The organism is Roseimicrobium sp. ORNL1 (genome assembly GCF_011044495.1).
In the GTDB taxonomy this organism is placed as follows: domain Bacteria; phylum Verrucomicrobiota; class Verrucomicrobiia; order Verrucomicrobiales; family Verrucomicrobiaceae; genus Roseimicrobium.
Map to the genome: position 1 here is coordinate 4,966,880 of NZ_CP049143.1, position 15,164 is coordinate 4,982,043.

Genomic DNA, 15,164 nt, shown 5'->3' on the forward strand with positions numbered 1-15,164 from the left:
GGCGCGTCAGGGGTAGCGGACAAGAGTGTCCGCGCTCCTTTGCGAGACCTGACGGAGCGGGCCACCGCATCACTTCATCTTGATGCCCTGCTTCGGCCCTTCGATGCCCATGCCCTGCTGCGGCAAGGAGAGACCGGTGGCCTGGCGAACAGTCAGCTTATGTTCCTTGTCATCCTTGCCAGCAATCATGCGAATCACATCCTTGATTCCAGCGTCGGCTTCTCCGCCACTCTTGCCGCCAAGGTCGCCCAATCCATCCCCGTCCCCACCACCCACCAGGTTGCCCAAGCCCATCATGCCACCGCCACCACCGCCTACTCCTCCGACCCCACCTCCCATGGACATCCCGCCGCCCGTGCCCACACCGGGCATGCCTACGGCGGCGCCGACCGCCATCTTCACGGCCTGCACCCCGGTCTCGATCACCTGCTTCGTGACTTCCACGGCGACCTGAGCCATCTCCTTGGCCATCCCTTCGACCTGCTCGCCAATGTCCGTCTCGCCACCACCGCCTCCTGCAATGTCCGTGACGGCAGAGCCCATCATGTTGGAGAACTTGCTGGCTCCCTGAGTCACTCCGCTGGTGACGTCCGTCATTCCCTGGGATACATCCCCCATCCCCTGACCCTGTTTCTGGCCCTGCCCAAACATCGAGCTCAGCTGGCCTGACTGCGCCAGCACGTCGCGCACCTTCATTTTGCCGGGAGACTGGCCGTCATCACCAGAAAGGGAGGGCATCTGCGGCGTGCTGGTTTCCTGTTCTTCGGGCATGGCAGAGGGGGTTTTTAGGCTGACCGGGCTCCAGAAGGTCCTTCAGAAAAGAAAACCTGTCCAGAGATGGTCCCCTGATGGAAGGATGCGGAAGTCCCGGCGAGAAGTTAGGCCCAGGCAAAAGAGTTGCGCCTTTCTTCAGGTTACGGCTGGCTCCGCAATTCAGAGCCAGCAGTGCCGTCCAACCGCTATCCGTCAGCATGCCCCCCTATTGGTTCCCCGCTGAGGTCAGGACAGCTGAGGGGAAAGGGCAACCGAGCCCTGGAAATCCTTCGGCACGACCACCAGGTCTGCAAACGCCTCGCTTTTCACCCACGTAACGCCATCGCTGGCCTTCACCCGCTCCACAAATTCCTTCTTGTCACCCAGTGGCACGACACTGTCTGACAACTTGTCGATGTGGAACAATTTGAAGCCCATCGACTCAATCCAAGAAAGGTACTCGATGGGGTCCTCGCCGCCGATGCTCTGGACCCAAACGGGATCAAACTCGATGACCATCTTGAGATGATTACGGTTCGAGCGGATGGCATCCTGGGCTCCCTTCAAAATGAAAGGTTCCGAGCCCTGCGTATCCATCTTGATGAAATTGATCCTGTCGATTTGAGGATTGTGCTTGAGGTACTGGTCCAGCGTCAGCTTGGGATGGCATGTTCTTGAGAAGCCACCTTCCGCCTGCGAGTCACCGTGCACCACCATGTGCGCACCGTCGTTTACCTGCGAACGCAGTTCAAAAACCGCGATGCCTTCCGAGTCAGAGACGACAGCTTTCACGGGCTTGACGTTCTGGATGTTGTTCAACGCCAGATTCAGCTGCAGCGTCAGGAAGTTTTTATCATCCGGCTCAAAGGCATGCACCTGGCCATGCGGACCAACGAGCCTGCTGCAGATGGTCGTGTAGTATCCAATGTTCGCGCCAAGATCGATGACGACGTCTCCAGGGCGGACATTCGCAGAGATAAGCCGGGTCTCGATGCTCTCCCAGACACGGTAGGCATAGATGAGTTCAGAAATAACATCGTTCTGCTTGTAGGTATACAAGCTCACATTTTCCCTGAGACCCACATTCAACGGCACCGGCTCACGGAGATGAGGCAAAGGACTACCCAAGCCGCCTCGACTTTCCACTTCCCGGCCAGTCCGCTTTGCAGCCTTCCTAATACCTGAAATTTCGCGACGAAGCTGCCGGACTTCTTTGGGGAGTTCGGAAATGGCTTTCAGCGCGTCTTTGATTCTACTCATTACCGGAAACTACAGAGTTCCCTGAGGTGATCAATCCCAGCACATCATTCCGGCGGAAATACCCGTCCCTCCGACAGAATACTGCCTGCGGAAGCCCGGGTTTCCGGCGGAATGCAACGGGATATCTGATAGCGCTTCTGCTGGGGTTTGTGATAGCGAACCTCCGGCATGATGCAGAGAACCCCCGGCGGTCTTGCTGAGCCTTCGTAGTAGGTACGCACGACGGCCGGGTCATCGGAGGAGGTCGAGTTGAGAGCGAATCTTTCCATCGGGTACTGCAGGAACTGCCGGCCAAGACGTTCGAGAGCTTCACGTTTGCCCGGCCACTCTCCACGCAATTCCTTCTCCAGAGCATCCCACGCGGCGTCCAAATCTTCCGGCACATCATCAGGACTTTCAGCTCGCATCTTCGCAAAAGCCACCGGCCCGAGACCGAGATAAGGGCGGAGGAAGGACACACGGCTCTCGACCTTTGAGTCTTTGAGGCCGCCAAGGGCCGCCAGGTCCATGACGGAAGCCATGGCCTCATAGTCCCTGATAGCGCAGGCGTGGATGAAGGCGCGTGCCGCGTTGGTAGCGGTATCGCAGAAGTACCGTGTGGGCTTCGCGTTTCCATCATCGTTGGGGCGCACGAGCGGTTCCGGGGAATCCAGCGCCTCCAGACAGGCGATGGCACGATACATTGCCTCTGGTGCGGCGGTGATCCTGAAAGAAAACTTGTCAGGCGAGATTTCGAAAGAGTCGTCCGAGCCCGAAAGGATGGACTTCAGCCAGCCGGTGATTTCCCCTGGCGAATGCGGCGTGGCAAAGGTGAGCTTGACCGTGCGAGTGGTGATTGCAGGCGCCGCCGTGGGAGCAGGTGCAGGCGCATCCAGCCCCGGAATGGATGCACTTGAAGTCGCCGAAGCCTCCAGTTCATTGAGGTCCCTTTCGAGCCTCCTCCGGTTGCCTGCTTCTGTCACTAGTGCTGCTTGATCCCTGGCGCGTTTGAGATGCTCCTGAAACCACCGACGATCTCCAGACTTCATCAGCAAGGCCGCACGTGCCATGGCTTCGTGGGCATAACCAAGGTAGTAGGGCGGCTCCTGCGTGCTGGCGGCAAGGCAGAGCTGGGCAAAGCAATGCGCACCAGATTCATCTCGCAGTACGGCATAGACCCGGGAAATTTGCCAGTACGCGATGGATAAGTTCCTGGTCTGGCAGTCGTCCCGCTGGCGCCAGTGTGCGAGCGAGGCGTGAGCATACGAAAGCATCTGTGCATCTTCCTCGGCAGTGCGTTGATGGCGCATGTCCATCAGTTCCCAGGCCCGATTAAAAAAATCTGCAGAAAGCTTCTTGTGGTCTGCACTGTCATCAGCCTGATACGCCTCCTCATAAGGTTTGCCAAACCCCGCCAGCAGACGGTCGAGTGTGACCAGGTTGGGATCGTTGAACGCAGCCCGCTGCGCCAGCTCCGCGTACTGCGAGAGCATCAGTCCCCGCGAGTCCATCATGAACCAGGTAGTGGCGTTTACATAGAAGTTCCACAGCAGGCTCTCGCGGTTGGAGGACGGCAGGTGATGCAGCGACTTCTTCAAATGCTCCAGGGCCTTCTCCTTGTCTCTCGCAAACGCCTGACATTGCGCTGCATGGAAGTGCAGGCTGGCGCCATTCACTTGCTGCGTCCCCTCCTCGAGCTCGGGATGGAGCGCGAGGTAGCGTTCGATGAGCTCCGCAGCCTCGCGATAGCGACGCACGTCCGCGAGCTGCCGCCAGTACTTGCCGGGTGCTTGATCAAAAGTCTTCCACTCGAGTGTGCGCAGGGCTGCATCGGAGGTGTCCATGACAGGAGGGTCTGGAGGGGTGGACGGTGGAACGCCGGCGGCAGGCTCATTGACGGCCTGCTCCTTTATCTTCTCTGTGACGGCACGGATGAGTGTATCCGCTGCGTTAATACGTGCATCGACTAACTTGATGGCAGGATGCTCGGATCGAAAGGTCGCCAGGAGATTCTTGCGTTGTTCGCGCCAGGACTGGAGTTCGGAACGCAGACGCGCGAGGTAGGCCTCAGACGCTGCCACATCACTCGCTGGAGGCAGGGGTGGCATGGAAGCTGAATCCACCACCAGTTGGTCCTCCACAGAAAGCTTCGATTCAGGAACAGCAATTTGCATCTCACCCTGATACACCCCGTGGTCCCGTGATCGGACCTGGAACAGAATGCCTGAGACCGCCTGGCCGGGCACAGGAGAAAGGACACCTACAGGTTGCAGATTTCCGCCTGCTTCGCGCGCTGTCGCCTCATCCGGAAAAGCGAAGGCGAGTTCCATCACATTGGTGCCACGATAGAGGGTAAACCTCGGTTGCAGAGGTGTGGAACCGGGGACAGCCTTGGGCCCTTCATACATCCTCGCAGCGAGCTGTTCTTGCTCCCTGCTCATAACTGCGCCGCTCAGGAGGGTCCGCAATTCCACATCACGATTGCTCACCTTCGCGGTGAGCGTCACCACCAGCACATTCCCGCGGACCGAGTGATTGTAGGCGAAGGGGAACTCCACCCTGCCGTGCTGTCCAGAATGTGGCATCACTGTCCAGAAACAGTGCCCCAGAGCGAACACCACATAGCCCAGTGCCATCACAAGAAGAACGGGCAGGGCGAATCGGGGATACCAATCCCCTGACACCTTGGGACGTCGGAATAGCAACATCGCCGCTGCCACACATGCCGATGAACCCAGCATCAGGTAGCCCAATCCCGCACCCCAGCCTGCAGCGGCGGGCGGCGGGGTCAGCGTTTGCAATTCATTGCGCGAGACAGCCGTGACTCGCTCGGCAGAAGCAACCGTCTTGCGTGTAGCATCCAATCTGTCTTGGAGTTCTGCCTTTTTCCCCTGATCCGATGCCTGCCGCTGCTGATCTTGTGCATCACGGAGCATCCCTTGCAGACGGTCCAGGTTGGCTTCATGAACAATCAAACGCTGTTGCAGCACCGTCTTGTGTCGGAGGTAGGTGGCCTGTTCGCGAGCCTGTACGACGGAGTAGGACCCCAGATGAGCGATCGGAACGACGAGAGCCGCCAGCAACATGAACACTCCCAAGGCCACCTTCCATGGACTGCGGCCTGGTGGAGGCTGCGATACGGTGGGCGGACCACTCACCCGCCACAAGTACCATGAAGCCAGCGGTAGCAGCACGGCCCCGAGCCAGAACGCCGGCACGATGAATGCCTCTGTCGGTGCAGGATTCCATCCCGATGATGATTCACCGGCCAGACTCATTGCAGAGAAGCACGCAAACCCCACGACGGGCAATACGAGCAACCACCCGCACACGGCAGTGGCGCGCAGCCAGATGCGTGTGGCAGCGTCCGAGAGCATTCCCCGCCTCATCACCCAGTGTGCCAGGCAGGTGGATACACCCCATGTCACCAGAAACGCGGAGATGAGAAACCTGTCCTTGATCCCACCTCCAGTCAGCTCGCTCAGCCAGTAGATGAGAAAGGGAACGACAAATGCCATGACTACGCCCACGGCCGCTGCGGTTCTCTGGGAGGCATTGGGGCGCGTATGGGGCATCACGGGCAGGTCCCCGTATCCCACGGTCGCTGCTCCGGTTGTTGAAGAAGCGCCCACCAACTCCTGTCCCAGTCCCCTGATAAGAGCAAAGGAGAGAAAGAAGGTGGTCCACAGGGCATTGAAGGCGGGTGTGGGCGCATCTCCCAGCAACAGCATCATGAGTGCGGTCGTGTGTCCCGAGAAAGCGGCAGACATTCCGCAGAAGGCCAGCAACAACGTGAGGATGCGCCACCACCGAATTCGCACTCCCTGACTGCGATCCACTAGTGGCGCAGCAAAGGCCCGCTGCGCAGGTGGCAGCCGGTCTCCCGCGCGCTGCTCTGCGGCCACACAATACCACAACGCCATCCAGACGATGGCCGCGACAAGCCCCATGGCATAAGACCAGGTGAGCAGATTCACTGAGCGCTCGATCTGCGGCCCGCCCGCCGCGGTGCGGCCAACGGGTTTGCCATCCACGTCCACGGTTGGCACGGTGGCTTGGCGCGTCGTTTCGCTCCACCAGGCATCGGGCACACCGAACTCTCCTCTGATGACCCACTCGTCCTTGCTGTTGAGAACATACGGCCGCTCCGCCGGTACAATGAGTGCAGGATGGGCGCGATATTTCGACACCGGCATCATGAAACAAGCGGTCAGCAACACGCCCGCAATCAACAGGCACCAGAAGAGCATCTGCCTGCTGGCAAGACTCCGCGCCACAAACCGCTGCATCCATGGACGGAAGGGCCGGGGTGTTGCAACACCCGCTGGTATCGGCGTGCCCGGCTGCGCAGGTGGTGCAGAAGCAGATACCGAACTCACCTCCTCGATACGTGTACGCAAATCCGCCGCGGTTTGCCAGCGCATCTCGGGCTTCTTCTCCAACGCGCGCAGCACAATTTCATCCAACCGCACATCGATGTGCAGATTCTTCAATCGCGAACTAGCGGCCTCCATCTGCCTGGCAGGAAGTTCTCCCGTCAGCATCTCGTAGAAGACCACACCCAGGGAATAGATGTCCGCCCGGCTATCCACACGCTCTGGAGCACTCGCCTGCTCCGGCGCCATGTAGGCAGGCGTGCCCAGCGCCGTCTCCGGCTGCGTCACGCCCAATGCGGAAGGCGCAGATTCTTTCGGCTCGCTCCCTACGGTATAGGATGGTGTCCCATTTCCCATCATCTTCGCGATGCCGAAGTCCGCAATCTTCACCTGGCCGCGCCGGTCGAGCAGCAGGTTCTCCGGCTTGATATCCCGGTGCACAATACCGCGCTCGTGGGCAAACTGCAGGGCATCGCAGAGTGGCGGCACAATCTTCAGCGCCTCCTCCGCCGTCAGCTTCCGCTGGTCCAGGAGCTGGCGCAGGTTCACCCCATCCACATATTCCATCAGGAGATAATAGAATCCATCACCCGCACCCTCCGATGACGGGCCGGTGACGCCGAAGTCATACACCGTGACGATGTGCGAATGACTCAGCAAGGCCAGCGCCTGCGCCTCCCGGGTGAAGCGCTCTGCAAAGGCCGCGTCCTTCTCACGCTCGGGCGCCAGGAGCTTGAGCGCCACAAGCCGGTTCAGCGACTTTTGCCGCGCCTTGTACACCACGCCCATGCCGCCTCGGCCCAGGCACTCCAGGATTTCGAGCTGTGGGAAATGCGGCGCCAGTGCTTCCGGCGTGAGCGGCGGAGAGGGTGGCTTGGGCGGCTCCGCCGGTTGCGTGGGTGAGACTGCCGTGGGCTCCAGAGTGAGGTTCAGCAGCAGGCAGGCAGGACACTGGCCTTCCGGAGCATCCGCCGGCAATACCGCTCCGCAGTGCGGGCAGGTGCGCACAGGAGGAGGTGATGAAGAGGATTGAGACCCAAGTGGGTCGCTGTCGGTGGTGCTCATCACTGCATCACTTAAACATGACGGTGGGAATGTTGGGAGTTTTTTACCATCTATGGGTTGGTGGTCGATGATTTTTGATTTGGTCGCCCCAACACCGAAAACATTCCAACATTCACCTCTGGATGCTTAACTGACAGTGCGACCAGCTCACGCACGTTCGCCACCAGCCTCCCATGCCGCAACCCTCCCCCTCCCCGCATTTCCTTACCACGCGCTGGTCTCTCGTTGTTGCAGCGCGGGACGCAGGTTCACCCGGAGCGGATGCGGCGCTGGAGCACCTTTGCCGGACCTACTGGTATCCACTGTATGCCTTTGTCCGCCGGCAGGGTCACAGCCCGGAGGACGCGCAGGATCTCACGCAGGAATTTTTCGCCCGCTTACTGGAGAAGCAGTGGATGAACGCAGCGGAACCTTCGCGGGGTCACTTCCGCACCTTCCTCCTCGTGGCGCTGAAGAGATTCCTCCTCAATGAATGGGACCGCGCGCGTGCCCTCAAACGCGGCGGGGCTGTGCAGCACGTGGCGCTGGATGCCGGTGATGCCGAGGAGCGCTTCCTGAAAGAACCCGCGGTAACTGCTTCTCCGGAGCGGCAGTTCGAGCGGCGTTGGGCACTCACGCTTCTGGACCGCTCCATGGCAAAGCTGAAGGACGAGTATGCCGAAGACTCCCGCAGTGCCGAGTTTGAAGCATTGAAGGAATATCTCTCCGCCCCGCGCGGCAGCATTCCCTACGCGGAGATCGCTTCCACACTGGGCGTACCCCAGGGCACCGCGCGCGCCGCCGTGCACCATTTGCGCCGCCGCTTCGGCGAACTCTTCCGTGCCGAGGTTGCCGATACCGTTTCCAAACCCGACGACGTGCAGGAGGAGGTGCGATACCTCGCCGGGTTGCTGGGTGGGGAGTAAAAGCGAACACGCGGCTTTGGCAGTCTCCACCTCGGCTCGGGATTCCCCCCATGCCGCAAATTTTTTGCTCAATTCGCCACCCTCGCCGTCACCAGAGGTCTCAAACCGACAAGATCGACCCAACCGAGGGCCCGAGCCTACGCGAAAGTGCCCTCCGCCTTGCTAATTAGTCACGTCCCGCCCTCTGCGATGTCCGTTCCCACCCATTCCCCCTCCCTTCAGGACGTGCCCCGGCTGGTGCCGGCTCGCAACGCTGAACTGGAGATGCTTCAGCCCTTCGGCCACGATGTCTGCGCCCACTGGCGCGATGCCCTGCATGGCTCCGAAGTGCCGATGCATGAGGACGCCCTGCAAGCCCTGCGGGTGCTGGAATCCGAGGGCCGGGTGACCCTGCTCCATGCACCCCGTGCCGGCCATGGCAAGACCCACCTGCTGGGCCGGGTGGCCCGCCGTCTGCAGGAAGACGCAGTCGTGGCAGGCCTCCCCTGGATCTCACTGGAAGGACTAAGCTGGTCTGCGACCGGTCGCGGCATGCTTCAGGACCTGGCGAGCGCGGGCAGGCACCCCACCCTGCTCCAGCGCGTGAGCGCTGGTGTGCTGGCCACCCTGTTGCGCCGCATGATTCAGACCGGGCGCATCCCCTGCACGGATCCGGTGCAGGCCATGCGGGTGCTTTCGCAAGACCCCACGGACCTTTTCGCGGAAGGCAAGAGCGCCAGCGTCATCGGCTCCTGGTTCCGCCGCCACTTTGAGCAACTGGCGAAGCCACTCGCCGAATGCGCCGGGCATTACGACGCCGATGCCCTGGAAGGCTGGCTGCGCGGCCTGTTCCACTATTTGGAAAACCCCTGTGCCACCGCCGTAGCGGCGCTGGAGGCGCCTCTTGAGAAGGATGGCGCGGTGGAAGTCACGCGCTTCGTGCGCCTCATCACCGCGTGGAAGCCGCTGGTGCTCGTGGCGGACCATATGGACGGCGTGTACCGCAATCAGGAGGCGGGCGTAGCCATCGCACGCATGGCGCTGGCGTTTGTCTCCATGCCAGGAGTGCATGTGATGCTGAGCATGAATCAGGACCTGTGGGAGACAACCTTCGGCGGGCACCTTCCCAGCGCCCTGGAAGACCGGCTGAGCTCCTACAGTGTGCCCTTGCGTGGCCCCACCCCACAGGAGGCGCAGTCCCTCATCAGGATGCGCCTGCAGGATGCCGGCGTGGAGGAAGAGCACGCACACGGATTTTTGAATTTCCTGGACCTCGATCGCTTCTTCCTCAGCCAAGCGGTGGGCAGCGTGTCTGTCCGAGGCCTGCTGCGCCATGCCGCACAGGTGTGGCGTCACTGGCTGGCAGCCGGAGCACCTTCGGCATCGCCGCACCAGGACATGCCTGTGGCGGCGACAGCGACCACCACGCCATTCCCCGCCACCAGAGGTGGCAACACCCCAGCGCCACCTTCACCCGCAGCCCCACCTCCGAAGGCAGAAGACGACGGGACATTCCCTTCGTTCCCCCTTGGTGAGAATGATAAACCGGGCACCGAAGATGACGAGGCGTTGAAGAAGCTGGCCGAACATCTCGCTCAAGACTCGGGAGGCCGCGTCGTGGACCTCTCCAGCGCCCCCGGATCCCTGCCTCCCGCAGGCCCCACGCCACCACAGGTGATCAATATCGTGCCGGTTGGCGCCGCTCGTCAGTAGCCAGCAATCCGTAATTCGGAGGGCGGAGTTCGAAGTCCGGAGGGAGAGGGTCGTCTCGTGCCGTTCTGGGCATGCATTCGGCATTTGGCATTCCGCACTTCGGGATCCGAACTCCGCCCTCGCTGAATACTGACCTACTGAGTACGGATCACTATTGACCTTTCCCTCCATTCCCCCCACTTTCGGGCTCTTCAAGAAACCCGTCCCTACCCATGGCCACCCTTCTCAGTGTCAAGGCGCTCAAAGTCTGGTTCTCGCTGCGGGGAGGCTTCCTCAGCGGGCCTGCCGATGAGATCAAGGCAGTGGATGATGTGAGCTTTGACATCGAGGAAGGCAAGACACTGGGACTCGTGGGAGAGAGCGGCAGTGGCAAGTCCACCGTGGCCCGCGCCCTGCTGAAGCTCATCCCCGTGACCGGCGGTGAAGTCTACTACCACGAGCGGGAGATCCTCTCCCTGCGTGAGGCTGCCTTCCGCCCGCTGCGGAAGGACATGCAGATGATCTTCCAGGATCCCTTTGGCTCGCTGAATCCACGCATGACGGTGGAGGAGATCATTGCCGAGCCGCTGCGCATCCACTTCCGGCATCTCGACAAGGCAGGTCGCCGCGATACCGCCGCCGCGCTGCTCACCCGCGTGGGCCTGCCTCCGGAAAGCATGTGGCGCTATCCCCATGAGTTCAGCGGCGGCCAGCGCCAGCGCATCGGCATTGCCCGCGCCCTGGCCGTGCAGCCGAAGTTCCTCATCTGTGACGAACCCGTGAGCGCACTGGACGTGAGCGTGCAAGCCCAGATCATCAATCTGCTCAAGGATCTCCAGGAGCAGTTCAAGCTGACCTATCTCTTCATCGCCCACGACCTCGCGGTGGTGGAACACATGAGCGATGAAATCATCGTGATGAACCGGGGTAAGATCGTTGAACGCGGCACTCCCGCGCAGGTCTGTGGATCGCCCCAACACGACTACACGCGCAAGTTGCTCGCCGCGGTGCCGAAATTGTGAGCCTCTCCCGAACACTCTCCGCGCTTCGTGCGCACCTTTCATGACCCCCCTTTTCAGAAAATTTCTCGGCATCAACTGGATCCTGTTCTTGAACATGATCCTCCTGCTCGCCTGGGGGATCTATGCCATCTACAATGCCTCCTCCTTCCGCGATGGCACCGCGCTCGCGGGCAAGTGGCGCGAACAGGTGATGTGGGGAGGCCTGGGGCTGATTTTCTTCTTCTCAGCTGCTCTCGTGGATTACAAATGGGTGCGCTGGGGGGCTCCCTTTGTCTATGTGGCAGGTATCGCCGGCCTGGTGGCGGTGAAACTTTTCGCCAAGGACATCAAGGGGGCGAAGAGCTGGATCGACCTCGGCCCGGTGAACTTCCAGGGCTCGCAGCTTGCCATCGTGGCCACCATCATCGCCCTTGCCGTGATCCTGGGTGATCTGCACCGCATCTTCCCCGCGTTCCGACATCACTGGCTGCGGCTGGCGGTATCCGGCATCCTCGCATCTGTGCCCATGTTCATGGTGTTGAAGGAGCCCGACCTTGGCTCCGCGCTGGTATATGGACCCGTTATCGTGTCCATGCTGCTCGTGGGAAACATTCCCTTCCGCTACCTCATCACCATGTTTCTGGCGGTCATGTGCGTGATCCCCATCGCCTACTTCTTTGGCCTGAAGCCCTACCAGAAGAAGCGCGTGGAAGTGTGGATTGCCATGCTCTCCAATGAGAAGGTGAACATCCAGGACGAGGCCTACATGGCGGACAAAATCCAAATCGCCGTGGGCTCCGCCGGCTTTGAAGGCAAGGGACCACTCTCCATCAAGGCCGAAGATCCTGTTACCAAGGAGCGCCGCACCATCCACCGCTCCTTCTACAGCGCCACGGAATCCATCAATGACTTCATCTACTCCGTGATTGTGGAGGAGTTCGGATTCCGGGGAGGCCTCATGCAGATAGTAGGCACCGCCATGTTATTACTACAGTGTGTCTTCGTCGCCTTCTACGCGCGGGACAATCTAGGCAGGCTACTGGTTGTGGGCGTGGTGGGCATGCAATTCGCGCATGCCATGCAAAACATGGGGATGAACGTCCTCATGATGCCCATCACCGGTCTTCCACTGCCCTTCATCAGCTACGGCGGCACCTTCCTGATCATGTGCATGTTCCTCATGGGCCTGGTGCAGAGCGTTTGGGTGCACCGCAACATGTCCCCCGTGAAGAAGTCCAACACCGGTCGCCGCAGCGAGCTGGAAGAGGATGATGAGTTTTGATTCCCGCAGAAGTGCGCTCTCAGGCCGCTGCAAATATGGCAGCGGAGAAAAAGAATGGTGCGCCCGGAGGGGTTCGAACCCACGACCAAGGGATTATGAGTCCCCTGCTCTAACCGCTGAGCTACAGGCGCCAATGCTGCATTTTTAATGCAGCCCGCCCACTATGGAGGAGATTCCCCCACGGGCAAGAAATGATGTCACCGTGAATCAGGTAAAACACCGATGGCATGTAGGCAGCGTTCTCGCGCTTCTGAAGAAGACCGGAAAATAATTCACGTCAGGTGGAAGATTTCCCGCGCAGGAATTGCTGCATGACGGAAGCTTGTCCATGAGCCGTACCACTTCCAACCCAAACCGATTTCGCATTTCCGTGGGAGATCTGGCGCAGCTCGTCTGCGGCACCTCCCGCACCGAAGATGCTGAAATGATGGTGGAAGGCTTCGCCTCTCTGCATGAGGCACAGAAGGGGGACGTCACCTTTTACACAGATACGAAACACGCTGCCGCGCTACGGCGGACGAAGGCGAGCGTCATCCTTGTTCCCGAGGACTGGGAGAGCGAACAATTGGGTGTGGCCTTTGTTCGCGTAGGCAGCCCGACTGCTGCATTTGACCTCGTGGTGGACCGCTATGGACGCCAGGCACCCACCTTTCGGCCCGGAATTCATCCCACCGCCGTCATTTCAGACTCCGCGATGCTGAATGCGGCCAAGGTATGCATCGGTGCCAACGCGGTGATCGAGGACGGTGCCATCATCGAAGACGGCGCCTCCATTGGGGCTGGCTGTTACGTGGGCCCTGACGTGACCATCGGAAAGGACGCGAAGCTGCATGCCCAGGTGACCGTCCAGGACGGCTGCGTCATCGGAGACCGCGTCATCCTGCATTCAGGCGTCGTGATTGGTGCTGACGGCTTTGGCTACGAGTTTGAGGCGGGGCGGCATCGCAAGGTGAAGCAGAGAGGCATTGTCCAGGTGGATGCGGATGTGGAGATCGGAGCCAACTCCACTGTGGATCGGGCGCGCTATGGCCGCACCTGGATCGGCGCCGGCACGAAAATAGACAACCTCGTGCAAATCGGCCACAACGTGGTGATCGGCAAGCACTGCATCCTGGTGGCCTGTGTGGCGATTGCGGGCAGTGCGGTGATCCAAGACTATGTTGTGATGGGCGCCCAGGTCGGTATCGCAGGGCACATCACCGTCGGAGCACAGGCACGGCTGGGCGCGCGGTGCGGTGTGACCAAGGATCTGCCAGGGGGTAAGACCTATCTCGGATACCCGGCAGTGCCGGTAGAAAAGGAGAAGCGGAGACTCGCTGGCGTGAGCCGTCTGGACAAGCTCAATGCCCGTGTCCGCGAACTCGAAAAGAAGCTTGAGATGAAGATCGAGAACAAACTCGAGATGAGGGGATGAGCATCTTCCTCAAGGGCGCTCCATTCAGGAGCGCCTCCTTGATTTGCCTCCTCAGGACCTGGCCTCGCGCGGCTGGACATTCGGCACGGTAGGCCCACTGGCTTGCTTGAAATGGACCTTGGCACGCAACAGCAGCGTGCCAAAGACGAGATCCGCAAAGGGCAGCACCACATTGAAGTTCTTTCCCATGTAGCGGTGGTGCAGCAGGTGATGGCCGTTGAGCCGGAAGAAGATGCCGCTGCGTTCCACGACACGGCGCTTGTCCTTCGGCACGTGCATGCACCAGTGCATGTACTCATACGCGCCGTAGTAGCAGGCGACGGATGCCATGATTGCCAGCCAGGGAATCCAGGAACCCATGACAAGGCTGGCGACCACCGCCGGAAGGGAGGAAATGAGAACCAGAACGGGGCCATTCCACCAGGCCATGGGAATGATCTCGCGATCCTTCTCGTCAATGAGGTGGTAGGTGTGATCCGCCTTGAAGGTGCGATGATGCACCAGGGTATGCGTCCTGAAGGGATAGCGGAACGAGCCAACAGGGCGGTGCATCACATAACGATGGAGCAGCCATTCCAGCACCGAGGCATAAAGGATACCGGAGACAAACAAGATCAAAAATAACAGCATGTAACAATAGGGGCAGGCGCCGCGCTCAGTGGGGGAACGCGTCGCGATTGAGCGTAAAAAAGGGGCAGAACGAACACGCTCAACCACGATCCGGCAGGCCACCTTCCGCTGGCAGCGGAACAGCCTCCATTTTCATGCGCGAAGCGTCGCCCCAAATAGCACAGGATGCGAGAACTATTCCAGTCCGCACCGCGTTTTATTATTCAACAAACGACGCCCGATGTGGTCGTTGCTTGTCGCAATGGCATTGCGACGGTTGGCGAATTTTCGGTCACTCGGCAAACGCCTCCAAAATGTCCTCCATCTCCTCCCAAAGGTCCTCACAGAGGCCGATGCGGTACACCGCGGTGCGGAACGCGGCGTACTCCTTGCGATACATGGCCAGTTTCCTCGTCGCCACGGGATCTCCCTGCTCCACCCCTTGAGCACAGTGGCGCAGATTCGCCAGGCGATCGGCAGCTTTCACCACAAGGGCCAGTTTCGTTTCGTGCTCCACCGGCACCTGGCCCAGCTTCGCATGGCTGCGCTCTTTCTTCTCTTCACGCGTGCCTTCCGGTGAATCGCTCAGGAGCTTCACGCAATCAGCCACGAGGTCACCGAACTCCTCCGCGATGGCATCCAGCGGAGTCTCCGTGTCCTCCACGACATCATGCAGGAACCCCACGACCTGGGCGGCGCTCCCGAAGGGCTTGAGCAAATGCACCGCCTGCTCCAGGTGGTACACGTAGGGATGCCCGCCATACAGCTGGGCGCCGTGTGCCTTCACCGCGAAATCACGCGCGCGGTTGACGTCCTCAGGAGCGAGTGATGCCGGGGTATCGTTCACAA

The 15,164-nt window shown here is 60.4% G+C and carries 10 protein-coding genes and 1 tRNA gene; 5 read left to right on the top strand and 6 right to left on the bottom strand.

Features of this window, described 5'->3' with window-relative positions:
- Positions 1-69: 69 nt before the first annotated feature.
- The 3 genes from G5S37_RS20165 to G5S37_RS20175 all read right to left on the bottom strand — a co-directional run bounded on the left by G5S37_RS20165 (position 70) and on the right by G5S37_RS20175 (position 7,433).
- A complete protein-coding gene (locus tag G5S37_RS20165) occupies positions 70-771 on the bottom strand; it encodes a hypothetical protein (protein WP_165206241.1) in 702 nt (233 codons plus the stop codon).
- A gap of 228 nt (positions 772-999) precedes the next feature.
- Complete coding sequence (locus tag G5S37_RS20170; RefSeq protein ID WP_165206242.1) at positions 1,000-1,869, bottom strand: FkbM family methyltransferase; 870 nt, start codon at positions 1,867-1,869, stop codon at positions 1,000-1,002.
- Positions 1,870-2,057: 188 nt separating this feature from the next.
- Entirely contained in the window at positions 2,058-7,433 is a 5,376-nt protein-coding gene (locus tag G5S37_RS20175) for a serine/threonine-protein kinase (protein WP_165206243.1), read from the bottom strand.
- Between the two features lie 173 nt (positions 7,434-7,606).
- Here G5S37_RS20175 and G5S37_RS20180 point away from each other — a divergent pair, with 173 nt between their 5' ends.
- The 4 genes from G5S37_RS20180 (at position 7,607) to G5S37_RS20195 (ending at position 12,292) form a co-directional block, all read left to right on the top strand.
- Entirely contained in the window at positions 7,607-8,338 is a 732-nt protein-coding gene (locus G5S37_RS20180) for a sigma-70 family RNA polymerase sigma factor (RefSeq protein ID WP_165206244.1), read from the top strand.
- A gap of 189 nt (positions 8,339-8,527) precedes the next feature.
- Positions 8,528-10,030: a hypothetical protein gene (locus G5S37_RS20185; protein ID WP_165206245.1), complete on the top strand. Its 1,503-nt coding sequence runs from the start codon at positions 8,528-8,530 to the stop codon at positions 10,028-10,030.
- A 212-nt stretch (positions 10,031-10,242) separates the two neighbouring features.
- Complete coding sequence (locus G5S37_RS20190) at positions 10,243-11,031, top strand: ATP-binding cassette domain-containing protein (protein ID WP_165206246.1); 789 nt, start codon at positions 10,243-10,245, stop codon at positions 11,029-11,031.
- A 40-nt stretch (positions 11,032-11,071) separates the two neighbouring features.
- The gene (locus tag G5S37_RS20195; RefSeq protein ID WP_165206247.1) at positions 11,072-12,292 is read left to right on the top strand and encodes an FtsW/RodA/SpoVE family cell cycle protein; all 1,221 of its coding nucleotides are present in this window, start codon (positions 11,072-11,074) and stop codon (positions 12,290-12,292) included.
- Between the two features lie 55 nt (positions 12,293-12,347).
- Here the strand turns inward: G5S37_RS20195 and G5S37_RS20200 are convergent.
- A tRNA-Ile gene (locus tag G5S37_RS20200) sits at positions 12,348-12,423 on the bottom strand.
- Between the two features lie 197 nt (positions 12,424-12,620).
- On the opposite strand from G5S37_RS20200, the gene lpxD reads away from it, so the two are divergent.
- The gene (gene lpxD, locus G5S37_RS20205; RefSeq protein ID WP_165206248.1) at positions 12,621-13,706 is read left to right on the top strand and encodes a UDP-3-O-(3-hydroxymyristoyl)glucosamine N-acyltransferase; all 1,086 of its coding nucleotides are present in this window, start codon (positions 12,621-12,623) and stop codon (positions 13,704-13,706) included.
- Between the two features lie 51 nt (positions 13,707-13,757).
- On the opposite strand, the gene G5S37_RS20210 is transcribed toward lpxD, so the two are convergent.
- Together G5S37_RS20210 and G5S37_RS20220 are read right to left on the bottom strand one after the other, a co-directional pair.
- Positions 13,758-14,336, bottom strand: coding sequence for a sterol desaturase family protein (locus tag G5S37_RS20210; protein WP_165206249.1), 579 nt, complete (start codon positions 14,334-14,336; stop codon positions 13,758-13,760).
- A gap of 271 nt (positions 14,337-14,607) precedes the next feature.
- On the bottom strand, positions 14,608-15,162 hold the full coding sequence (locus G5S37_RS20220; RefSeq protein ID WP_165206251.1) for an HD domain-containing protein: 555 nt from the start codon (positions 15,160-15,162) through the stop codon (positions 14,608-14,610).
- Positions 15,163-15,164: the final 2 nt, after the last annotated feature.